Here is a 20,340-nt window from a genome sequence, read left to right as displayed (position 1 = left end):
GGGGTGGGTCCTTTCAGGGGTGGAGCGCGACGCTGCGCTCGGGTTCTGCGTGGGGGTCCGGGGCGGAGGCGGTCGGGGCCGCGTCCGCCGGCGTGAGTCGTGGTGCGCCCACGAGGTAGGTCTCGCGCACCGCGACGGCGGGCAGGTCGTGCGGGTCGACCGTGCGCGGGTCGCGCGCCAGCCGGACGAGGTCGGCGCTCGCACCGGGGACGATGCGTCCCCACGGTGCGGCGGCGTGGTCGGCGAACGCCTGGTGGGCGACCGCCGAGGTGTAGGCGCCGAGCGCGGCCTCGATCGGCACGATCTCGTGCGGGGTCCATCCGCCCGCGGGCTCGCCGTCGACCGTGCGTCGGGACGCCGCGATCGCGAGCCCGTCGCGCGGGTCGCCCGACGAGACGGGCCAGTCGGAGCCGAACGCGAGGGTCGCGCCCGTGCCCGCGAGCGAACGCATCCGGTACTGGCGGTCCGACCGCTCCCGGCCGAGCCGCGGCACGGTGAGCACGGTCATGAGCGCGTCGAGCTGCGCCCAGAGCGGCTGCATGTTGGCGATGACGCCGAGCTCGGCGAACCGGGCGAGGTCGGCGTCGTCGATGAGCTGGGCGTGCGCGATGACGGGGCGACGGTCGCGCGGGCCGTTCGCGTCGATGGCGCGCTCGATGGCGTCGAGCGCCTGGCGCACGGCCGCGTCGCCGATGGCGTGGACGTGCACCTGGAAGCCCGCGGCATCCGCTGCGCGCACCGCCTCGGCGAGGCGCTCGGCGCCCCAGACCGACATGCCGTGCGAGTGCAGGCCCGAGCAGTACGGTTCGAGCAGGGCGCCGGTCTCGTTCTCGACCACGCCGTCGGCGAAGAACTTGATCGTGTTCGCGGTGAGCAGCGGCGACCCGGCCGCCGCGACGCGGTCGCGGGCCATGGCCATCTCGGGCAGGTCGCGGAGGAACCGCCGTGGGTCGGCGTACAGCGCCAGGTTGAACCGCAGCGGCAGGGCCCCGGATGCCGCGGCGGCGAGGTAGACGTCGAGGTCGGCGGGTTCGACCCAGGCGTCCTGCACCCAGGTCACGCCGCGCTCGAGGTAGTAGCGGCCGGCGCGTTCGAGGGCGCGGACGCCGGCCTCGACGGAACGCGGCGGCATGACCGCCGTCACGAGGTCGACGGCGCCCCACTCGCGGAGGGTGCCGAGGGGCGTGCCGTCCTCGCGGCGCGGGATCTCGCCGAGCTCGGGCTCGGGCGTCGCGGCGTCGATGCCGGCGAGCTCGAGCGCCCGCGAGTTGACCCACACCGTGTGGTAGTCCCAGGCGCGCAGCAGGACCGGCCGGTCGGCGACCGCATCGTCGAGCCATCGCGCGTCGAAGAGGCCCTGCTCGGCGAGGCTGCCGTCGTACGACGCGCCCGTGATCCACTCGAGTTCGGGGTGCGCCTCGGCGTACCGGCGCACCTCAGCGACGATCTCCTCGACCGACCGGCAGGAGCGCACGTCGGGCCCGTCGGCCTCGAGCCCGCCGAACATCGGGTGGGCGTGCCCGTCGCCGAACGACGGCATGAGGAACTCGCCCTCGAGGTCGATGCGCTCCACCTCGCCGGCAGCGGATGCCGCGGCCTCCGCCGCCGCGCCCACCGCGACGACCACGCCGTCGCGCACGAGCAGGGCGCGCTCGTCGCCGCCTCCGGCACCGGTCCACACCGTGCCGCCGTGGAAGAACGTCGTCGTCACCGCACCTCGTCTCGTCGGGGTCGTTCGCCGGACGTCGCGGACCGCGGCATCCGTTTACGAACAGTGTTCGTGTTTGCGTGCGGTCACGTTACACTCCGGAGCACGGCGACGGAAGACCCCGGGAGGGATTCGTGACACGGCTGAAACGCGAGCAGCTCATCAGCGCCGCGCTCGACCTCGTCGACGAGGAGGGCGGCGACGCCCTCACCATGCGCTCGCTGGCCGCGCGGGTCGACCGGCAGGTGTCGTCGCTGTACAACCACGTGGGCAGCCGTGCCGAGCTCATCGAACTCGTCCGGGCGCGGATCGTCGAGGGCATCGACGTCGCGGCCTTCGGGGTGCACCCGTGGGATGCCGCCCTCGAAGCCTGGGCGCGCTCGTACCTCACCGCGTTCGCCGCCCACCCGAACGTCATCCCGCTGCTCGCGACCACCCCGATCCGCGACCGATCCACCCTCGAGATGTACGAGACCGTCGTGGGCTCCCTGCTCGCGGGCGGCTGGTCGACGCGCGACGCGGTCGCGGTCATGCGCACCGTCGAGGCGCACGTGCTCGGCTCGGCGCTCGACATCGTCGCACCGGGCGACCTGCTCACGCAGGCGTCGGTGCCCGTCGAGCTCGCGTCGCTCCGCTCGGCCCTCGACCCCGAGCACGCCGACGCCTCGGGCGCCGAACGCGCCTTCCGCCTCGGCCTCGACGCGCTCATGCACGGCCTGCGCGCCCGGCACGCGGGCACGGGCCGCGCCTGACGCGTCGTCGCCGAGCGCGCGGGCGATCACGAACGTGCAACACCGCGCACGAAAGCCGCGCCGGGTCGTGTCGCGGCGCAACGAACGGTCGTACACTCCCCGCATGGACAACCTCGACCGCGCCATCCTCGACCTGCTCCGGCAGAACGCCCGGGCGGGGTACGGCGACATCGGGTCCTCGGTGGGCCTGTCCGCCTCCGCCGTGAAGCGCCGCGTCGACAAGCTCGTCGCCGACGGCGTCATCAAGGCGTTCACCATCCAGGTCGACCCCGCCGTCGACGGCATGAGCACGGAGGCGTACGTCGAGCTGTTCTGCCGCGGCACGGTCGCGCCCGACGAGCTCCAGCGGATCCTGCAGAACGTGCCCGAGGTGGTCTACGCGGGCACGGTCACCGGCAGCGCCGACGCCATCGTCCACATGCGCGCCCGCGACATCACCTCGCTCGAGGACGCCCTCGAGCGCGTGCGCATCGCCCCGAACGTCGACCACACGCGCAGCGCCATCGTGCTGTCGCGGCTCGTCAACCGGAACCGCGACTGACGGCCGCCGGCATGCGGTTCACGGTCGACGGCGACTCGGGCACCCCGCCCTACGAGCAGCTGCGCATGCAGGTCGTCGACGCCGTGCGCGACGGCCGGCTCCCCGCCGGCGCCAAGCTGCCCACGGTGCGCGCCCTCGCCGAGGAGCTCGGCCTGGCCGTCAACACCGTCGCGCGCGCCTACAAGGAGCTCGAGGCCGACGGCGTGGTCGAGGGCCGCGGGCGGGCCGGCACGTTCGTACTCGCGACCGGCGACCCGGTCGAGCAGGCGCTGCAGGCCGCGGCATCCGTCTACGCCGACGCGGTCGGCCGGCTGGGCGTCGCCGCACCCGAGGCGCTCGCCGCGGTCGAACGGGCGCTCCGCTCGCGGTCGACGACCGTCTAGCGCGACGGCGTGGTCAGCCGGCGGCCTCGGCGGGCGCCGGGATCGGCTCCTTCGGCAGCTTGCGCACCTTCTGCCGGCGCCGCCGCCGCTCGGGGATCATCGAGCGCATCTCCTCGAGCTTGCCGAAGCACAGCAGCCGGTCCTCGGCTTCGAGCACGACGCCCTTGCGCGGGTTCGGGATCACCGTCGTACCGCGGTGCAGCGTGAGCACCGTGATGTCCCGGTCCCACAGCCCCGACTCGCCGAGCGTGGTGCCGACGAGGTCGGCCGCGCCGTGCACGACGAGCTCGGCCACGCCGTAGCCCGTCGAGACGGTGAGGCGCTGGCGCACGTCGATCTCGGGGAACGCGACCTGGTTGGCGATGTAGTCGATGATGGCGCCCGCGACATCCAGGTTCGTCGCCGTCTCGATGCCCTGCAGGCCCGGCGACGAGTTGACCTCCATCACGAGCGGGCCCTCGTTGCCCTCGAGCATGTCGACGCCGGCGACCTTGAGTCCCATGATCTGCGCCGAGCGCACGGCCGCCTGCTCGTACTCGGGCGTGAGCTCGACGGCGGCCACGGTGCCGCCCCGGTGCACGTTCGAGCGGAACTCGTCGCCCGCCGCGCTCCGCCGCATGGCGGCCACGACGCGGTCGCCCACGACGAGGGCACGGATGTCGCGTCCGCGGCTCTCCTTGATGAAGCTCTGGATGAGCACGTTCTGCTTCGTCGAGTGCAGCGTCTCGATGATCGCCTCGGCCACCTTCACCTCGGGGGCGAGGATGACGCCGATGCCCTGGGTGCCCTCGAGCAGCTTGATCACGACGGGCGCGCCGCCGACGCGCTCGATGGCGGGGCGCAGGTCGGCACGGTTGCGCACGAACGTCGTGGCGGGCATGCCGATGTTGTGGCGCGAGAGGATCTGCGTCGCGCGGAGCTTGTCGCGCGCGTTCGTGATGCCGTTCGCGGTGTTGGGCGTGTAGACGTCCATCTGCTCGAACTGGCGCACCACGGCCGTGCCGAAGTACGTGATCGAGTTGCCGATGCGGGGCAGGATCGCGTCGTAGTCCGACAGCTGCCGGCCGCGGTACTGCAGGTCGGGTTCCGGGCCGGACAGGTCGATGCCGAAGCGGAGCGTGTTCAGCACCTTGACGTCGTGACCGCGCTGCTGCGCTGCAGCACGGAGACGCTGGGTCGAATAGGCGTGGGGCGCGCGCGACAGGATCGCGAGTTTCATGGGGTGGTCCCTGCGAAGATGGTTCGGATGACAGAGCCCACCCATTCAAGCACCATCGCCGGATGGCGCGAGTGGGTGCGCCTGCCCCAGGCCGAGGTCGAGTGGATCAAGGCGAAGCTCGACACGGGCGCGCGCTCGTCGGCGCTGCACGCGTTCGACGTCGAGGAGTTCACGCGGGACGGCGTCGACCGGGTGCGGTTCGGCATCCACCCGTGGCAGGACACCGACCAGGACGCCGCCACGGTCGAACTGCCGGTGCACGACCGCCGCGTGGTGCGCAGCTCGACGGGCCACACCCAGGAGCGGATCGTGGTGCTCATGGACCTCGTGCTGCTCGGTCGCGAGGTGACCGCCGAGGTGACGCTCACGAACCGCGACGAGATGGGCTTCCGCATGCTCATCGGCCGCGAGGCGCTGCGCAACGGGTTCCTCGTCGACGCCGGCCGGTCCTTCGTCGGCGGACGTGCGCCCCGCGCCATCCGTCGCCGCAACCGCGGCCGCGCCTGACCCGCCGGTGGTCGAGTAGGACGCGAAGCGCCCGTACCGAGACCCGCCGGTGGTCGAGTAGGACGCGAAGCGCCCGTACCGAGACCCCGCCCTCAGGCGGCCGCCAGCTCCCCCTCGAGCCGCGCCACGTCCTCCGCCCGGCACAGCTCCGTCGCCGGCAGCATCGCCGTCGCACTGCCCGCGGCGACCGCGGTCCGGAACGCGTCCGCGAGCGGGCGCCCCTCGGCGAGCCGCAGCACGAGCCCGGCCAGGAAGGAGTCGCCCGCGCCCACCGCGCTCGCGACCTCCACGCGCGGGGTCGCGAGCCGGAGCGCCTCCCCCTCGCTCACGAGGATCGCGCCGCGGCCGCCGAGCGTGAGCGCCACGATGCGCGACCGCCCCGCCGCGACGAGCGACCTGGCGGCGTCGACCATCGCCGCGTCATCGAGCTCCCCACGCGCGCCGACGAGCTCCGCGAGTTCGTCGCGGCTGGGCTTGATCAGGTGCACGCCCGCGTCGAGCGCGGCCGCGAGCGCCGGCCCCGAGGCATCCACCACCAGCCGGATGTCGTGGTCGGCCGAGATGCGCGCGAGCATCGCGTAGAAGTCGTCGGGCACGCCCGGCGGGAGACTGCCGCTCGCGATGAGGAACCCGCCGACGGGCAGGTGGTCGGCGACGACCGAGAGGCACGCGCGCCACTCCGGCTCGCGCAGCGTCGGCCCCTGGAGCACGAACCGGAACTGCTCGCCCGTCGCGAGCTCGTCGACGGTGAAGCTCTCGCGGGTGTTCCCCGCGATGGTGACGACGCGGCCGATGATGCCCGCCTGCTCGAGGAACCCTCGATACGCCTGGCCGGTGGGCCCGCCCAGCGGGTACACCGCGATCGAGTCGCCGCCGAGGTTCCGGATGGCGCGGCTCACGTTCACGCCGCCCCCGCCCGGGTCGAACCGGCTCGGGCCGCACCGCAGCTTGTGCTCGGAGACGACCCGGTCGACCGTGCTCGACACGTCGAGCGCGGGGTTCATGGTCAGCGTGACGATCGGCGCGTGCGCGGACATGCCCCGAGCCTACGGCGACTCGTGGATACTGGTTCGAACCGGGCACCGGCATGGACCGCACACGCGACCGAACGGGGGGACTCCGTGGACGAGCAGGGAGAGGACGCGGCCGAGTTCCGCATCGCCGAGCACCCGATCGCCGGTCCGGCCCGGCTCTTCGAGGTGGCCCTCACGGACGGCACGGTGGCGGCCGTCCAGACCGACCCGGCGGCGCAGCTGGTCCACATCGAGATCGTCACGGCGACCGGGAGCCCGCCCGCTCGGCTCACGATCGGCGAACGGGAGGCGGTCGCCACGGCATCGCTCCTCGCCGGCCTCCGGTTCGCGGTCGACGGACCCCCTTCGGGGGCGCTGGCGGCGGGTCCGGCCGAGGTCCGCGTCGTGTCCCTGGAAGACGGCGATCCGGCGGTCGGTCGTCGGGCCGATGAGTTCCGCGACGCAGACGCCGAGGTGGTGGCGGTGATCCGCGACGGCCCGGACGGACTGCTCGCCGACGCGCATGCGCCGTGGGAGGCGGGCGACCGGCTCGTGGTCGTCGCGCGTGCCGGGTCGGTGGAGGGGTTCGTCAGCCGCCTTCGGTCCTGACCGGGGAATCCGGCGCGCGCAGCCTGCGGGTGATCGCCTTCTCGATCTCGACGATCACGAGCACGCTCGCCCCGATGCCCAGGCACCACGACCACTCCTCGGCGGAGAGCGGCGTGAGTCCGAGCACGTCGGCGCTCGGCCCCCACGTCATCGCGCCCCAGTGCAGGAGCACCGAGCCGATCGCGGTGAGCAGCAGGAACGGGTTCCCGACCGGGTTGAGCGCGAACAGCGAACGGCGCTCGGCGCGCGCGTTGCCGGCCTGGAAGAAGTTCAGGGTGACGACGACCGTGAGCGCGAGGGTTCGCGCGTGGTCGACCGCGTACCCGTGGTCGAGCGCCCACGTGTAGACGAGGAGCACGACGACGCCGATCCAGGCGCCGGTGATGAGGAGCCGGATCCAGAGGAGACGTGACAGGAGCCCCTCCCGCCGACTGCGCGGCGGACGCTCCAGCTCCCCGCCCTCGGCCGGTTCGAACGCCAGCGCGACGTCCTGCAGCCCGTTCGTGACAATGTTCACCCAGAGCACCTGCACCGGCAGGAACAGCAGCGGATGCTCCGCGAAGACGTTGGTCGTCACCGCGATGATGACGCCGAGCGCGGTCGACAGCAGGAAGAAGGTCGCCTTCCTGATCGCCGCGAAGGTCACGCGGCCCTGGCGGATGGCGCTCACGATCGTGACGAAGTCGTCGTCGGTGAGGACCATGTCGGCGGATTCGCGCGCGACATCCGTACCGCTCGCGCCCATGGCCACGCCGATGGACGCCGCCTTCAGGGCGGGCGCGTCGTTGACGCCGTCGCCGGTGACCGCGACGACCTCCCCGTGGTCCTGGAGGACGGTGACGATGCGGAGCTTGTCCTGCGGCGCCACGCGCGCGGCCACGCCCGCCTCCCGCAGCCGGGCGGCGAGCATCGCGTCGTCGAGATCCCGCATCTCCGCCCCGGTGATCGCCGGACCGCTGCGGGGGATGCCGAGGCGATCCGCGATCGCCTCCGCGGTGACGGGATGATCGCCGGTGATCATCTTCACCGCGATGCCGGCCTCCTGGCAGGAGGCGATCGCCTCGGCCACTCCGGGTCGGGGCGGATCGTCCATGCCCTCGAGCCCGAGCAGGGTGAGGCCCGCGGGTCTCGGAAGCGGTGACGCCGGCTCCCACGCGGGGGGCAGCACGCGCTCGGCAGTCGCAAGGACCCGGAGGCCGCGGCGTCCCATGTCCGCGTTCGCCGCATGCACCTCCTGGTGGTCGACGGGTTCGTCCCCGTGGGCGCTGCGCAGGTGCGTGCTCATCGCGATCAGCGCGTCCGGCGCTCCCTTCACGAACAGGACGTGACGACCGTCCGCGCGTCGGCGAACCGACTGCGAGTACCCGTGATGCGGTTCGTACGGCATGTGGGCGACGGGTGCCGCGGCGATCTCGTCTCGACCGACGCCACCGTGCCGCACGGCCGCCACCGCCATCGCGACGTCGACGGAGTCGCCCGTGAAGCCCTCCGAGCCTCCATGGCGCGGTCGTGCCTCGTTGGTGAGCGCACCGGCACGGAGCACCCCGATCACGAGCGGATCCTCGTGCGGGCCGGTCGGACGGTCCGTCTCCGCATCGAAGCGGGTGCGCCCGTTCGACGTCCACACCTCCTCGACGGTGAGGACGTTCTGCGTGAGCGTCCCGGTCTTGTCCGACCCGATGACCGTCGTGGAACCCAGGGTCTCGACCGCGGGAAGGCTGCGGATCACCGCCTTCCGACGCGCCATCCGGGCCACGCCGATGCTCATCGCGATGGTGAGCACGATCGGGAGGGCCTCGGGTATGGATGCGACCGCGAGTGCGACCGCGGAGAGGAAGACATCCTGCACCGCCTCCCCCAGCGCGATGCCGCCGACGAAGACGAGTGCGGCGACGAGACCGACGAAGACGCCCACCCGCGCCTCGAAGCGGTGCATGAGGCGCTGCATCGGCGTCATCGGCGACGGCCCCTGCACGAGGGCGTTGATGCGGCCGATCTCCGTCTCGTCGCCGGTCGCGACCACGACGCCGACTCCGCGACCGGAGGTCGTGAAGGTGCCGCTGAACGCCATGCTCGTGCGGTCGCCGACGCCGGCGTCGGGATCCACCGGCGCCGTGTCCTTCGCGACGGCGTAGACCTCGCCCGTGAGCATGGACTCGTCGAGCTGCAGCGCGGTGGACTCGATGAGCCGGAGGTCGGCCGGCACGCGGTCGCCGCTCTCGAGGAGCACCACGTCGCCGGGGACGAGTTCGCGCGCCGAGAGCAGGACGGTCGCGCCGTCGCGCAGGACCCGGCAGCGCGGCGTGTTGAGCACGGCGAGGGCGCGGACCTCCGCTGCGGCGCGCTGTTCCTGCCAGAATCCGATGACGGCGTTGACCACGAGGACGATGAGGATCGCCACGGCGTCGACCCACTTCTGCAGGACGGCCGTGATGATGCCCGCCCCGATCAGGATGAGGATCAGCGGCGATAGGAACTGCCTCAGCAGCACCTTCCACGCGGGGGTCGGCGGCGCGACGTCGAGCTCGTTCGGTCCGACGGCGGCGAGGCGCTCGACCGCCTCCTCGGTGGTCAGGCCGCGGGGGCGGCTCGCCAGGACCTCCAACGTCTCGGCGACCGTCTGCTCGTGCCAGACCGTGTCGTCGACCGGGTCCACCGCGCCCTCCTCGAAGTCGGTCCTTCCACCGTATTCGGACCGGCCCTCGGGAGGCAGGGTCGATCGTCCCCCGGGTGCGGGACGAGGGGGCGGCCGCTCGCGCGACCGCCCCCCTCGTGGCATCCGTTCTGGGAACCCCTAGATGACGCCGTCGGAGATCGTCGTCGGGTTGCCGAACCGGTGGTTGGTGATCGAGATGGCCTGCTCGTGCAGGAACGGCAGCAGCTCGACCCGGCCCGACGGGGTCACCGGGTGCGCCCACACGGCGAGGTCGGGCGTGCCGTTCGTCGCGTCGGCGAGCGCCGCGGCCGAGCCGCCGACCAGGCGCACGCGCGAGGTCGTGATCTCGCCCTTGGCGGCGCGAGCCAGCCACCCGGCGTCGCCCTCGCGGACCACGCGGATGTCGCGGGCCGCGAGGATCGCCCGCACGCCCTTGGGCAGCTCGTGGGCGGTCGAGACCTCGAGCTTCGACTTGGCGAGCAGGCCCGCGGCGATCACGCGGAGGCCGTCGGCGAGGGTCGCGTCCTCGCTGATCCGGACGGTGACGGGCAGGGGCAGGTAGCGGAACAGGTTGCGCTCCACGCCGACGCCCGAGACGTCCTTGACCGTGCCGTACTCCTCGGCCCAGGCGACCTCGTCGGAGAGGGCGCCGCGGCGCAGCACCTCGTAGGAGTCGTAGTCGAGCGACGACTGCGACGCCTCGATGAGCTCGGCGACGCGCTTCTCGAGGCCGCGCAGGTGGAGCGAGCGGCTGCCGTCGCCGTGGTCGGGCTGCCAGTCGCCGAGGCCGAGCAGGTAGTTCGGACCGCCCGCCTTCGCGCCGGCGCCGACCGACGAGCGCTTCCACCCGCCGAACGGCTGCCGCTGCACGATCGCGCCGGTGATCCCGCGGTTGACGTAGAGGTTTCCGGCCTCGACGGTGTCGAGCCAGGTCGCGATCTCCTCGGAGTCGAGCGAGTGCAGGCCCGCGGTGAGGCCGAAGTCGACGGCGTTCTGGAAGCGGATGGCCTCCTCGAGGTCCTTGGCGTGCATGACGCCGAGCACCGGGCCGAAGAACTCGGTGAGGTGGAAGTACGAGCCGGGCTTCACGTTCGCACGGATGCCGGGCGACCAGAGGCGGTTCGTGTCATCCAGCGGCTTCGGCTCGACGAGCCACTCCTCGTCGGCGCCGAGCGTCGTGAGCGCGTGCAGGAGCTTGCCGTTCGCGGGCTCGACGATCGGGCCCATCTGGCTCGAGGGGTGCTCGGGCCAGCCGACGCGGAGGCTCGTCGCGGCATCCACCAGCTGGCGGCGGAACCGCTCGGACTTCGCGACCGAGCCGACGAGGATCACGAGCGAGGCGGCCGAGCACTTCTGGCCGGCGTGGCCGAACGCGCTCTTCACGACATCGGATGCCGCGAGGTCGAGGTCGGCGGACGGCGTCACGATGATCGCGTTCTTGCCGCTCGTCTCGGCGAGCAGCGGCAGGTCCTTGCGGAACGAGCGGAACAGCTCGGCGGTCTCGTACGCGCCCGTGAGGATGACGCGGTCGACCTTCTCGTCGGAGACGAGCTTGGTGCCGAGTTCGCGCGAGCCGAGGTCGACGAGCGCGAGGAGGTCCTTCGGGATGCCGGCCTCCCACAGCGCCTCGACCATGACCGCGCCCGAGCGCTGCGACAGCTTCGCGGGCTTGATGATCACGCCCGAGCCCGCGGCGAGCGCGGCGAGCACGCCGCCGGCGGGGATGGCGACGGGGAAGTTCCACGGCGGGGTGACGACGGTGAGCTTCGACGGCACGAACGTCGCGCCCTGCACGTGGTCGAGCTCGCGGGCGCGCTCGGCGTAGTAGTGCGCGAAGTCGATCGCCTCGCTGATCTCCGGGTCGGCCTCGGCGATGGTCTTGCCGGTCTCGGCGGCCATGACCTCGATGAGGCGGTCGCGGTTCGCGGCGAGCGCGAGGCCCGCACGGTGGAGGACGGCGGCGCGCTCGTCGCCCGACATCCGGCCCCACTCCGCGCCGTTCGCGGCGACGGCCGACATGAGCTGCTCGAGCTCGTCGGCGGTCTCGATGCGGTTGGCCTTCAGGGTGTCGATGCCGAGCGTGGAGGTGGGCACGCGCTCGAGGATGCGGCGACCCCAGTCGCGGTTCGCGGCGAGCGCGGGGTCGGTGTCGGGCTCGTTGCGGAAGCCGGGGGTGACGCCCGGGCCGGCGAGCGCGGCGGCCTCGTCGGCGTAGCCGAGCACGGGCTCGCCGTCGGAGCCGCGCGTGATGCCGAGCACCACGCTCGTCAGCGAACCCTCGTGCTGGTCGCCCGGGGCGGGGGCGCCGGTGACGGTGCCGGCGAGCTCCGCGGCATCCTTCTCGTCCCACTCGGTGCGGCGGTTCTGGGTGCGGTTCGGGCCGGGCGCGGGGGCCTCCGGGTCCTCGCCCTCGAGGGCGGCGAGCGAGGCGAGGTAGCGGTCGCGCTCGCGCTCGAACAGGGCGCGGTTCTCGCTCAGCTCGAACACGGCCGACATGAAGTTCTCCTGGCTCGCGTTCTCCTCGAGCCGGCGGATGAGGTAGGCGATCGCGACGTCGAACTCCGACGGGTTCACGACCGGCGTGTAGAGCAGCAGGCGGCCGACGTCGCCGCGCACCGCCGCGGCCTGGCCGGTGGCCATGCCGAGCAGCATCTCGAACTCGACGCCGTGCTCGACGCCGCGCTCCTTGGCGGTGAGCCACGCGTGGGCGACGTCGAAGAGGTTGTGGCCGGCGACCCCGAGCTTCACGGCGTCGATGCGCTCGGGGGTCATCGACCAGTGGAGGACGCGCTTGTAGTTCGTGTCGGAGTCCTGCTTGGTCGAGTACGTCGCGATCGGCCAGTCGTGGATGGCGGCGTCGACGTGCTCCATGGCGAGGTTCGCGCCCTTGACGACGCGCACCTTGATGGGTGCGCCGCCGGCGGCACGGCGGGCGAGCGCCCACTCGGTGAGGTCCTGCATGGCGCCGAGGGCGTCGGGCAGGTACGTCTGCAGGACGATGCCGGCCTCGAGGCCGCGCAGCTGCGGCTGGTCGAGCACCTTCTTGAAGACCGCGATGGTCAGGTCGAGGTCGCGGTACTCCTCCATGTCGAGGTTGATGAACTTCGCCTGGCCGCGCGCGGCGCCCTTCGCGGCGAGCTCGTACAGCGGCGTGAGCTTCTTCACGACCTTCTCGACGGCCTCGTCGAACGACCACATCGAGAGCTGGCTGACGACGCTCGACACCTTGATCGACACGTAGTCGACGTCGTCGCGCGCGAGGAAGTCGTAGGTGCCCTTGAGTCGGCGGTCGGCCTCCTGCTCGCCGAGCACGGCCTCGCCGAGGAGGTTGAGGTTCAGGCGGTTCCCGGTCTCGCGGAGCTTCTCGATGGCCGGGCCGAGCTTGGCGGGCGTCGCGTCGAGCACGAGGTGGCCGACCATGGCGCGGAGCACGCGGCGGGCGATCGGGATGACGATCCACGGGAACGCGGGCGCCATCGCCCCGCCCAGGCGGATGGCGGCCTTGAGGTACGCGGGCAGGAACTTCGGGGTGAGCTTCGCGACCTGCGCGAGGTTGCGACCGGCGACGCCGAGGTCCTCGGGGCGCATGACGCCGTCGACGAAGCCGACGGTGAAGGCCAGGCCGTTCGGGTCCTTCAGCACGCCGGCGAGGCGCTGGGCGGCGGGGTCGACGGGATGGGTGCTGCTCTCGGCGAGCCAACGCTCGACGAGGGCGACGACGTGGTCGGTGCTCGGCACGACGTTCGCGAGCGTGTTCTGAGTGGTCACGACGGCGATGTCCTTCGGTCTCTGGGTAGGGGGGAGTGCGCGGGGTGGTGCGCACCCGCCGATTCCAGTGTGCGCCCGCGGCATCCGTTCAGTACAGCGAACGAATCCGATGCATACTGTTCATGTTTCCCGAATGTTCGGTGTCCGTCATCCGGCACGCCGAACCTAACCCCACGGATGCCGCACGAGGAGGTGCCACGCGATGCTCGACGTACGCCGCCTGCGCCTGCTCGTCGAGCTCAGCCGCCGGGGCACGCTCGCCGCGGTCGCCGACGCGCTCGCGTACAGCCCGTCGTCGGTCTCGCAGCAGCTCGCGCAGCTCGAGAAGGAGGCCGGCGTCCCGCTCCTGGTGCAGGTCGGCCGCCGGGTGCAGCTCACGCCGCAGGCCGAACTGCTCGTCGGGCACGCGCAGGCCGTGCTCGAGCGGCTCGAAGAGGCCGAAGCGGATGTCGCGCGGTCGCTCACGACCGTCAGCGGCACCGTGCGCATCGCCGTGTTCCAGTCCGCGGCGCACGCCGTCGTGCCGCAGGCGCTCACCCTCCTCGCGCAGGAGCACCCGGACCTGCGTGTCGAGATCACCGAGCGCGAGCCGGAGCTCGCCCTGTTCGACGTCGCCGCACGCGACTTCGACCTCGTCGTCGCGGAGCAGTACCCGGGGACGACGAGGCCGCTGCACCCGGAACTCGACCGGGTTCCGCTCGCCCGCGACGCGATCCGCCTGGCGCTCCCGCCGCATCCGTCGTCGCGCCGCCGTGCCGCCCGCCGGGTGGACCCCGCCGCCGCCCCGGTCGACGTCGACGCGCCGCCCGGGCCGGCGCCCGCCGATCCCCCGACGCCCGGCGGCGTGCGCTCGGCGGAGGACCCGGCCGCGGCCGCGACGGGACTCGGCGCCCTGCGGAGCAGCCCCGCCGTCGAGCAGCTGCGCGGCGCGGCCTCCCTGCCCTGGGTCATGGAGCCGCGCGGCACCGCCGCGCGCCGCTTCGCCGAGCAGCTCTGCCGCGAGGCGGGGTTCGAGCCCGACGTGCGCTTCGAGACGGCCGACCTCATGGGGCACATCCGGCTCATCCGCTCGGGCAACGCGGTCGGCATGCTGCCCGACCTCGTGTGGGCCGGCGAGCCGCCGAGCGTGCACCTGGCTGAGCTCCCGGGGGAACCCGAGCGCGAGGTCTTCTCGTCGACCCGGCGGGCGTCGGCCCGGCGCCCGGCCGTCCTCGCCGCGCGCGACGCACTCGCCCGCGCTGCGGCGCGCAGCGACCGACCGGATGCCGCCACCCCCTGATGCCGGCGCGCCTGGCGCCGCGCCCCGCGCGGTGCATGAGAATCCGGGCCTCAGCCCACCCACGACGGGCATCGCTCGGATTCTCATGCAGACGGAACCGCCGGCGGCCATAGGGTTCGAGGATGACCAGCCGCAGAACCATTGCCCGAGCCGTCGCCGCAGCATCCGTCGCGTTGCTGCTCGCCGGATGCACGGGCGGAGGCGGCGCGTCGATCACGCGCCCGTCGGCGGTCGTCATCTCACCGACCGCGACGCCGACCCCGGCCGAGGCGCCACCCATCGGTCAGACCGACGCCTACGTGGGATCCTGGGGCGAGGTGGCGGAGCAGTCGCCGCATCTCGTCATCGCGGCCGACGGCAGCTTCATCGGGAGCGACGGCTGCAATGCCATCGGCGGCCGCTGGGAACTCGAGGACGACGGCGCGATCGAGTTCGACGACGTCTCGAGCACGCAGGTCGGATGCGACGTCGAACAGACGCTCGGCGACCTCGACGAGGCGACCGTTGACGGCGACACCCTCACGGTCGTCGACGACGACGACCGTGTGATCACCACCCTGCCCCGAACCGGCGGCCCCGACGCGTGAACCGGGGCATGACGCCCGCTCCGACGCGGCCCGGGCTGGGGCCACGACCAGGACGAGTGCACACGCGGACGTCGGGGAGTGACGGGCCGGCCTGCGGCCGGCACCGCGCCCGCACCGGCGTCAGGTCGCGTCGTGCATCCACGGGGTGTGGCTGACGCCCACGAGCAGCCCCTCAGGGCTCTGCAGCCGCGAGGTGGTCTGCCCCCACGGCTCCTCGTGCGCCTCCACCAGGATCTCGAGGCCCTTGGCCCGCAGCTCCTCCACCGCGGGCGCGACCGACTCGGGCGAGGCGACGTCGAACTCGATCCACGCCTGCGGCACCGGCCGGTCGGCCGGCCACTCGGGCGTGCCGAACGTCGCCTCGGCGGCCTGGTCGAGCGGCCAGATCGCGAACGCCCGGGCACCCGCGACCTCTTCGGTGTGGAAGTAGCGGGGCGCGGCCTCCTCGAACGGGATGCCGAGCGCGCCGGCCCAGAAGTCGTGCGAGGTCGAGTCGGCGGTGCCGATCGGGCCGAACCCGGCGATGAAGGAGAAGTCCATGCGGCCATTCGACCGCGGGCCGCCGACACCCGCAAGGATCACCCGGCGGCGGCCGCCGCGAACCGGGCCGACTGCGCGCGAAGGTACTCGTGCAGTTCGGGCGGCCCCTCGACGCGGCATCCGGCGCCCTCGGGCACCCAGAGCAGCGCCGCCGCCACCGCCGCGACCGACTCCCCCTCGATGGGCCAGACCGAGCCCGCGCCATCCGCCGATGCCACCGCGTCGCGCGCCCACCAGCCGAGCCGCGACTGCAGCTCCGCGAGCGGCATCGCCACGTGCAGGGTCGCCCGCACGGTGGTCTCGCGCCAGCGAACCGCCTGCTGCACGCGCTCGAGCGCCTGCTCGTCGGTGAGCGGCCTCGGCGTGAAGCGCACGCGGGTCGGGAACACGTCGCCGACGCGGTCGAGGCGGAACGTGCGCCAGTCGTCGCGGTCGCGGTCCCACGCGAGCAGGTACCAGCGCCGACCGAGCGGCACGAGCCGGTACGGCTCGATCGATCGGGCGGATGCCGCGCCCGTGGCATCCGTGTACTTCATGCGCACGCGCTCGGCGTCGCGGCAGCAGAGGGCGAGCAGTCCGAGCAGCTCGCTGTCGACGGATGGCGCCGCCTGGCCGCCGCCTGGACCGGAACCGCCGCCGCCCGCGGGCCCGAGGGGCGCCGCCACCGACTGCATGGCCTCGATGCGCCGCCGGAGTGCGGGCGGCAGCACCTGCTCGAGCTTCGCGAGCGCGCTGAGCGTCGTGTGCTCGGCGCCGCGCAGCCCGGCCGCCGCCTGCGACCTGAGCCCGACCGCGATCGCGACGCCCTCGTCGTCGGTGAGCAGCAGCGGCGGAAGCCCGGTGCCGGCCTGGAGCCGGTAACCGCCGGCGACGCCGCGGGTCGACTCGATCGAGTACCCGAGCTCGCGCAGCCGCTCGACGTCGCGGCGCAGGGTGCGCTCGGACACCTCGAGGCGATCGACGAGTTCGCGCGCCGTCCAGTGACGGTGGCTCTGCAGGAGCGAGAGCAGGTCGAGGGTGCGGGTGGTGGTCGCGGCCATGGATCGATTCTCCTCCAATTCAGGACAGGAACTGACCGGATGCCTCGAGATGCTCGAGGCATGACGAACCAGATGATCACGGCGCGGGGCCTCACCAAGACGTTCCGCGCGAAGGGCCAGGTGGTCGCGGCCGTGCAGGGCGTCGACCTCTCCGTCGCCGAGGGCGAGCTCGTGGCGTTCCTCGGACCGAACGGCGCCGGCAAGTCGACCACCGTGCGCATGCTCACGACGCTGCTGCCGCCGACCGCGGGCGACGCGGTCGTCGCCGGGAGCGACATCCGCCGTGACCCCGCCGGGGTACGGCGCCGCATCGGCTACGTCGGCCAGGGCACCTCCGGCGGGCACACGCAGCGGGTGCGCGACGAGCTGCACGCGCAGGGCGCGTTCTACGGCATGGGCCGGCGCGAGACCCGCGCGCGGGCCGCGGAGCTCATCGACTCGCTCGAACTCGGGCAGGTCGCGAACCGGCAGGTGCAGTCGCTGTCGGGCGGGCAGAAGCGGCGCGTCGACATCGCACTCGGACTCATCCACCGGCCCGAGCTGCTCTTCCTCGACGAGCCGTCCACGGGCCTCGACCCGCACAGCCGCGCCAACCTGTGGGAGCACATCGTCGACCTCCGCCGCGAGACGGGCACGACCATCTTCCTCACCACGCACTACCTCGACGAGGCCGACCAGCTCGCCGAGCGCGTCATGGTCATGGACGAGGGACGGGTCATCGCCGACGACACCGCGCCCGCCCTCAAGCAGCAGCTCGCGGGCGACCGCGTGACGCTCGCGTTCGGGTCGGCGACGGATGCCGCGGCCGCGGCCGCTCGCGTCGGCGGCGAGTCGCACGGGGCCGTCGTCACGGTCACCGCCCCGGGCGGCGACCGGGCGCTCCCCCGCTGGATCCGCGAGCTGGCCGACGCCGGACTCGACGTGCACGCCGCGACCCACCGACCGCCGACGCTCGACGACGTGTTCCTCGCCCTCACCGGGCGGAGCCTCCGCGAAGAGGGCGCCGCCGCGGCATGACCCCGCTGGTCGAGTAGGACGCGAAGCGCCCGTATCGAGACCCACGATCGAAAGGACCCCTCCAATGAACACCATCACCACCGACGCCGCCACCGCGGCGCCCCGCCCGGCCGACGCCCGCCCCGCGGCATCCGTCGCCCGCCCCACCGGATTCGCCCGCGACACCGCCGCCGTCTTCGTGCGGGAGTCGCGCCCGCTCGTGCGCGACCCGTTCAGCGTCGTGTTCTCGCTCGTGCAGCCGCTCGTGTTCCTCGGGCTGTTCGGGCCGCTCCTCGTCGGCGCGGCCGGCGGCGACGTCGCGGGCACACTGCAGTGGTTCGTGCCCGGCATCCTCGTCATGGTCGCGCTGTTCGGCACCGCGGCGACCGGCTCGAACCTGCTCTTCGAGATGCAGACGGGCTCGCACGAGCGCACTCTCGTCGCCCCGCTCTCGCGCGGCGCGCTCCTCGTCGGCCGCGCGCTGAAGGACGTCGTGCCGCTCGTCATCCAGGGCACCATCGTGGTGCTCGTCGCGGTGCCGTTCGGGTTCCGGCTCGACGTGCCGGGCCTGCTCGTCGGCCTCGCCGTACTGGCCGTGTTCGGCGTCGGGCTCGGTGCGCTGAGCTACACGCTCGCGCTCGCCTGCCGCAACCGGGACTGGATGTTCTGGATGGTGCACCAGACGCTGCTCTTCCCGCTGATGATCCTCTCGGGCATGCTGCTGCCGCTCGACGAGGGTCCGGCGTGGATGCGGGCCGCCGCGGCGGTCAACCCGCTGAGCTACGTGGTCGACGCCGAGCGGGCGCTGCTCGCGGGCGCGTTCGGGGACCCGTCGATCCCGGGCGGCGTGCTCGCGGCCGTCGCGACCTGCGCGGTCGGGCTCACCCTCGGGGTGCGCGCCATGCGCCGCGCCCGCTGACGGCACGGAGGATCCCGGCGGCGTTCCGGGATCCTCCCGTTCGTCTACGCTCGATGGATGCCCGACGCCGCGCAGCCGACCTCCGTCTCCCCCTCGCCCGCCCACGACCAGGGGGCCGCCCACGACCACGACGTCGTCATCGTCGGCGGGGGCCACAACGGCCTCACCGCCGCGGCCTACCTCGCCCGCGCCGGCAAGCGCGTGCTGCTGCTCGAGCGCGACGACCACCTCGGCGGCGCCGCGGTCTCGGCGCAGGCGTTCGACGGCGTCGACGCACGCCTCAGCCGCTACTCGTACCTCGTGAGCCTGCTCCCCCAGCGCATCATCGACGACCTCGGCCTCGACGTCGGGCTGGTGCGCCGCCGGTTCTCGTCGTACACGCCCGACCCGCGCGACCCGAGCCGCGGCCTCCTCGTCGACGTCGAAGCGGATGCCGCAGCCGCCCGTGACGCGTTCGCCCGGGTGGGCGCGGCCGATGACGCCGACGCGTGGCAGGCCTTCTACGCCGACACCGCGCGCGTCGCCGAGGCGCTCTTCCCGACGCTCACAGAGCCGCTGCCGACGCGCGACGAGGCGCGTGGGCTCGTCGGCGACGACCGCGTGTGGACGGACCTCATCGAGCGTCCGCTCGGCGAGACCGTCGACGCGCGCTTCGCCGACGACCTCGTCCGCGGCGTCGTCGCGACCGACGGCCTCATCGGCACCTTCACCGACCTCGGCGACGCGTCGCTCGACGCGAACCGCTGCTTCCTGTACCACGTCATCGGCGGCGGCACGGGCGACTGGGACGTGCCCGTCGGCGGCATGGGCGCGGTCTCCGGCGAGCTCGCCCGGGCCGCCCGCGAGGCCGGCGCGAGCCTCCGCACCGAGGCCGAGGTCACCGCGATCGACCCCGACACCGGCGAGGTCCGCTGGCTCGAGGCGGGCAGCGAGCGGATGGCGCGCGCCCACGTCGTCCTCGCGAACGTCGCCCCCGTCGTGCTCGACCGGCTGCTCGCGGCATCCGCTGCGCCCGACCGGACCGCCGCGGCACCCCGCGCGGCCGCCGCCGACGGCCCGGCCGCGATCGCCCCCCGCGACGAGCGCCCTACGGCCACCGACCCCGAGGTCCCCCTCGACGAGTACGCGCGCCGCCGCGTCGAGCGCCTCGGCATTCCCGAGGGCGCCCAGGTGAAGGTCAACCTGCTGCTCACGCGCCTGCCCCGCCTCCGCGACGAGCAGGTCGCGCCCGAGCAGGCGTTCGCCGGCACCTTCCACATCAACGAGCTCGGCTCGCAGCTCGCCGATGCCTACGCGAGCGCCGCCGGCGGGGTCCTGCCCGACCCGCTGCCGTGCGAGATCTACTGCCACACGCTGAGCGACCGCAGCATCCTCGGCCCCGAGCTGGCCGACTCCGACGCGCAGACGCTCACGGTCTTCGGCCTGCACGTGCCCGACCGCCTCGTCGACCGGTACGGCAACGACGAGCTGCGCGACCTCCTCCGCGACGCGGTGCTCGCGTCGCTCGACTCCGTCCTCGCCGAGCCGATCGCCGACGTGATCGCGACGGATGCCGCAGGCCGCCCCTGCGTCGAGGTGAAGACGACCCGCGACCTCGAGGAGGCGCTCGGCATGCCCGGCGGCAACATCTTCCACGGGCCGCTCTCGTGGCCGTGGGCGGAGCCCGACGCGCCGCTCGCGAGCCCCGCCGAGCGTTGGGGCGTGGCGACCGCGCACGCGCGCGTCCTGCTGTGCGGTTCCGGGGCCGTGCGCGGCGGCGCCGTCAGCGGTGTCGGCGGCCACAACGCCGCGATGGCCGTGCTCGAGGGCGAGCTGCCGTGAGC

17 protein-coding genes are annotated in these 20,340 nt (G+C 73.4%); 10 read left to right on the top strand and 7 right to left on the bottom strand.

Annotated elements, in window-relative coordinates:
* Nucleotides 1-13 precede the first annotated feature (13 nt).
* Nucleotides 14-1,711, bottom strand: coding sequence for an amidohydrolase (locus M1L56_RS01755; RefSeq protein ID WP_248597900.1), 1,698 nt, complete (start codon nucleotides 1,709-1,711; stop codon nucleotides 14-16).
* A gap of 131 nt (nucleotides 1,712-1,842) precedes the next feature.
* Here M1L56_RS01755 and M1L56_RS01750 point away from each other — a divergent pair, with 131 nt between their 5' ends.
* The 3 genes from M1L56_RS01750 to M1L56_RS01740 all read left to right on the top strand — a co-directional run bounded on the left by M1L56_RS01750 (nucleotide 1,843) and on the right by M1L56_RS01740 (nucleotide 3,384).
* Nucleotides 1,843-2,460: a TetR/AcrR family transcriptional regulator C-terminal domain-containing protein gene (locus M1L56_RS01750; RefSeq protein ID WP_248597899.1), complete on the top strand. Its 618-nt coding sequence runs from the start codon at nucleotides 1,843-1,845 to the stop codon at nucleotides 2,458-2,460.
* A 103-nt stretch (nucleotides 2,461-2,563) separates the two neighbouring features.
* Nucleotides 2,564-3,001, top strand: coding sequence for an Lrp/AsnC family transcriptional regulator (locus tag M1L56_RS01745; RefSeq protein ID WP_067946799.1), 438 nt, complete (start codon nucleotides 2,564-2,566; stop codon nucleotides 2,999-3,001).
* An 11-nt stretch (nucleotides 3,002-3,012) separates the two neighbouring features.
* On the top strand, nucleotides 3,013-3,384 hold the full coding sequence (locus M1L56_RS01740) for a GntR family transcriptional regulator (protein WP_248597898.1): 372 nt from the start codon (nucleotides 3,013-3,015) through the stop codon (nucleotides 3,382-3,384).
* A gap of 13 nt (nucleotides 3,385-3,397) precedes the next feature.
* Here the strand turns inward: M1L56_RS01740 and M1L56_RS01735 are convergent, their stop codons facing one another.
* The gene (locus M1L56_RS01735; RefSeq protein WP_067946803.1) at nucleotides 3,398-4,603 is read right to left on the bottom strand and encodes a RimK family alpha-L-glutamate ligase; all 1,206 of its coding nucleotides are present in this window, start codon (nucleotides 4,601-4,603) and stop codon (nucleotides 3,398-3,400) included.
* Nucleotides 4,604-4,630: 27 nt separating this feature from the next.
* Here M1L56_RS01735 and M1L56_RS01730 point away from each other — a divergent pair, with 27 nt between their 5' ends.
* Nucleotides 4,631-5,110 carry a RimK/LysX family protein gene (locus M1L56_RS01730; protein ID WP_248597897.1) on the top strand — a complete coding sequence of 160 codons (480 nt, stop codon included), beginning with the start codon at nucleotides 4,631-4,633 and terminating at the stop codon, nucleotides 5,108-5,110.
* Between the two features lie 92 nt (nucleotides 5,111-5,202).
* Here the strand turns inward: M1L56_RS01730 and M1L56_RS01725 are convergent, their stop codons facing one another.
* Complete coding sequence (locus tag M1L56_RS01725; protein WP_248597896.1) at nucleotides 5,203-6,147, bottom strand: 1-phosphofructokinase family hexose kinase; 945 nt, start codon at nucleotides 6,145-6,147, stop codon at nucleotides 5,203-5,205.
* Nucleotides 6,148-6,231: 84 nt separating this feature from the next.
* On the opposite strand from M1L56_RS01725, the gene M1L56_RS01720 reads away from it, so the two are divergent.
* A complete protein-coding gene (locus tag M1L56_RS01720; protein WP_248597895.1) occupies nucleotides 6,232-6,732 on the top strand; it encodes a hypothetical protein in 501 nt (166 codons plus the stop codon).
* On the opposite strand, the gene M1L56_RS01715 is transcribed toward M1L56_RS01720, so the two are convergent.
* Both M1L56_RS01715 and M1L56_RS01710 read right to left on the bottom strand, forming a co-directional pair.
* On the bottom strand, nucleotides 6,713-9,388 hold the full coding sequence (locus M1L56_RS01715) for an HAD-IC family P-type ATPase (RefSeq protein ID WP_248597894.1): 2,676 nt from the start codon (nucleotides 9,386-9,388) through the stop codon (nucleotides 6,713-6,715). The genes M1L56_RS01720 and M1L56_RS01715 overlap by 20 nt on opposite strands.
* A 138-nt stretch (nucleotides 9,389-9,526) precedes the next feature.
* A complete protein-coding gene (locus M1L56_RS01710; protein ID WP_374255599.1) occupies nucleotides 9,527-13,240 on the bottom strand; it encodes a proline dehydrogenase family protein in 3,714 nt (1,237 codons plus the stop codon).
* A gap of 118 nt (nucleotides 13,241-13,358) precedes the next feature.
* Here M1L56_RS01710 and M1L56_RS01705 point away from each other — a divergent pair, with 118 nt between their 5' ends.
* Nucleotides 13,359-14,435 carry a LysR family transcriptional regulator gene (locus M1L56_RS01705; protein ID WP_248597892.1) on the top strand — a complete coding sequence of 359 codons (1,077 nt, stop codon included), beginning with the start codon at nucleotides 13,359-13,361 and terminating at the stop codon, nucleotides 14,433-14,435.
* A gap of 122 nt (nucleotides 14,436-14,557) precedes the next feature.
* Nucleotides 14,558-15,022: an META domain-containing protein gene (locus tag M1L56_RS01700; protein ID WP_248597891.1), complete on the top strand. Its 465-nt coding sequence runs from the start codon at nucleotides 14,558-14,560 to the stop codon at nucleotides 15,020-15,022.
* Between the two features lie 120 nt (nucleotides 15,023-15,142).
* Here the strand turns inward: M1L56_RS01700 and M1L56_RS01695 are convergent, their stop codons facing one another.
* Both M1L56_RS01695 and M1L56_RS01690 read right to left on the bottom strand, forming a co-directional pair.
* Nucleotides 15,143-15,562: a VOC family protein gene (locus M1L56_RS01695; RefSeq protein ID WP_248597890.1), complete on the bottom strand. Its 420-nt coding sequence runs from the start codon at nucleotides 15,560-15,562 to the stop codon at nucleotides 15,143-15,145.
* Nucleotides 15,563-15,600: 38 nt separating this feature from the next.
* Nucleotides 15,601-16,602: a YafY family protein gene (locus M1L56_RS01690; protein WP_067947813.1), complete on the bottom strand. Its 1,002-nt coding sequence runs from the start codon at nucleotides 16,600-16,602 to the stop codon at nucleotides 15,601-15,603.
* Nucleotides 16,603-16,662: 60 nt separating this feature from the next.
* Here M1L56_RS01690 and M1L56_RS01685 point away from each other — a divergent pair, with 60 nt between their 5' ends.
* The 3 genes from M1L56_RS01685 (at nucleotide 16,663) to M1L56_RS01675 (ending at nucleotide 20,338) form a co-directional block, all read left to right on the top strand.
* Complete coding sequence (locus M1L56_RS01685) at nucleotides 16,663-17,619, top strand: ATP-binding cassette domain-containing protein (protein WP_248597889.1); 957 nt, start codon at nucleotides 16,663-16,665, stop codon at nucleotides 17,617-17,619.
* Nucleotides 17,620-17,683: 64 nt separating this feature from the next.
* Nucleotides 17,684-18,517 (top strand): ABC transporter permease, encoded by an 834-nt coding sequence (locus M1L56_RS01680; protein WP_248597888.1) that lies wholly within the window; start codon nucleotides 17,684-17,686, stop codon nucleotides 18,515-18,517.
* Between the two features lie 57 nt (nucleotides 18,518-18,574).
* Complete coding sequence (locus M1L56_RS01675; RefSeq protein WP_248597887.1) at nucleotides 18,575-20,338, top strand: NAD(P)/FAD-dependent oxidoreductase; 1,764 nt, start codon at nucleotides 18,575-18,577, stop codon at nucleotides 20,336-20,338.
* The last annotated feature ends 2 nt before the right edge of the window (nucleotides 20,339-20,340 follow it).

The sequence above is a fragment of the Agromyces sp. C10 genome (assembly GCF_023217995.1).
GTDB lineage: Bacteria > Actinomycetota > Actinomycetes > Actinomycetales > Microbacteriaceae > Agromyces > Agromyces indicus.
The sequence above is the reverse complement of the archived record's forward strand: the minus strand, read 5'-3'. Positions and strand labels throughout refer to the sequence as shown.

Bases quoted from the DNA above. Each gene is read 5' to 3' on its own strand.
- M1L56_RS01690 (WP_067947813.1), bottom strand. From the start codon at position 16,602: ATGGCCGCGACCACCACCCGCACCCTCGACCTGCTCTCGCTCCTGCAG.
- M1L56_RS01735 (WP_067946803.1), bottom strand. From the start codon at position 4,603: ATGAAACTCGCGATCCTGTCGCGCGCGCCCCACGCCTATTCGACCCAG.
- M1L56_RS01710 (WP_374255599.1), bottom strand. From the start codon at position 13,240: ATGCCGCGGGCGCACACTGGAATCGGCGGGTGCGCACCACCCCGCGCA.
- M1L56_RS01675 (WP_248597887.1), top strand. From the start codon at position 18,575: ATGCCCGACGCCGCGCAGCCGACCTCCGTCTCCCCCTCGCCCGCCCAC.
- M1L56_RS01685 (WP_248597889.1), top strand. From the start codon at position 16,663: ATGACGAACCAGATGATCACGGCGCGGGGCCTCACCAAGACGTTCCGC.
- M1L56_RS01700 (WP_248597891.1), top strand. From the start codon at position 14,558: ATGACCAGCCGCAGAACCATTGCCCGAGCCGTCGCCGCAGCATCCGTC.
- M1L56_RS01745 (WP_067946799.1), top strand. From the start codon at position 2,564: ATGGACAACCTCGACCGCGCCATCCTCGACCTGCTCCGGCAGAACGCC.
- M1L56_RS01740 (WP_248597898.1), top strand. From the start codon at position 3,013: ATGCGGTTCACGGTCGACGGCGACTCGGGCACCCCGCCCTACGAGCAG.
- M1L56_RS01725 (WP_248597896.1), bottom strand. From the start codon at position 6,147: ATGTCCGCGCACGCGCCGATCGTCACGCTGACCATGAACCCCGCGCTC.
- M1L56_RS01680 (WP_248597888.1), top strand. From the start codon at position 17,684: ATGAACACCATCACCACCGACGCCGCCACCGCGGCGCCCCGCCCGGCC.
- M1L56_RS01705 (WP_248597892.1), top strand. From the start codon at position 13,359: ATGCTCGACGTACGCCGCCTGCGCCTGCTCGTCGAGCTCAGCCGCCGG.
- M1L56_RS01695 (WP_248597890.1), bottom strand. From the start codon at position 15,562: ATGGACTTCTCCTTCATCGCCGGGTTCGGCCCGATCGGCACCGCCGAC.
- M1L56_RS01730 (WP_248597897.1), top strand. From the start codon at position 4,631: ATGACAGAGCCCACCCATTCAAGCACCATCGCCGGATGGCGCGAGTGG.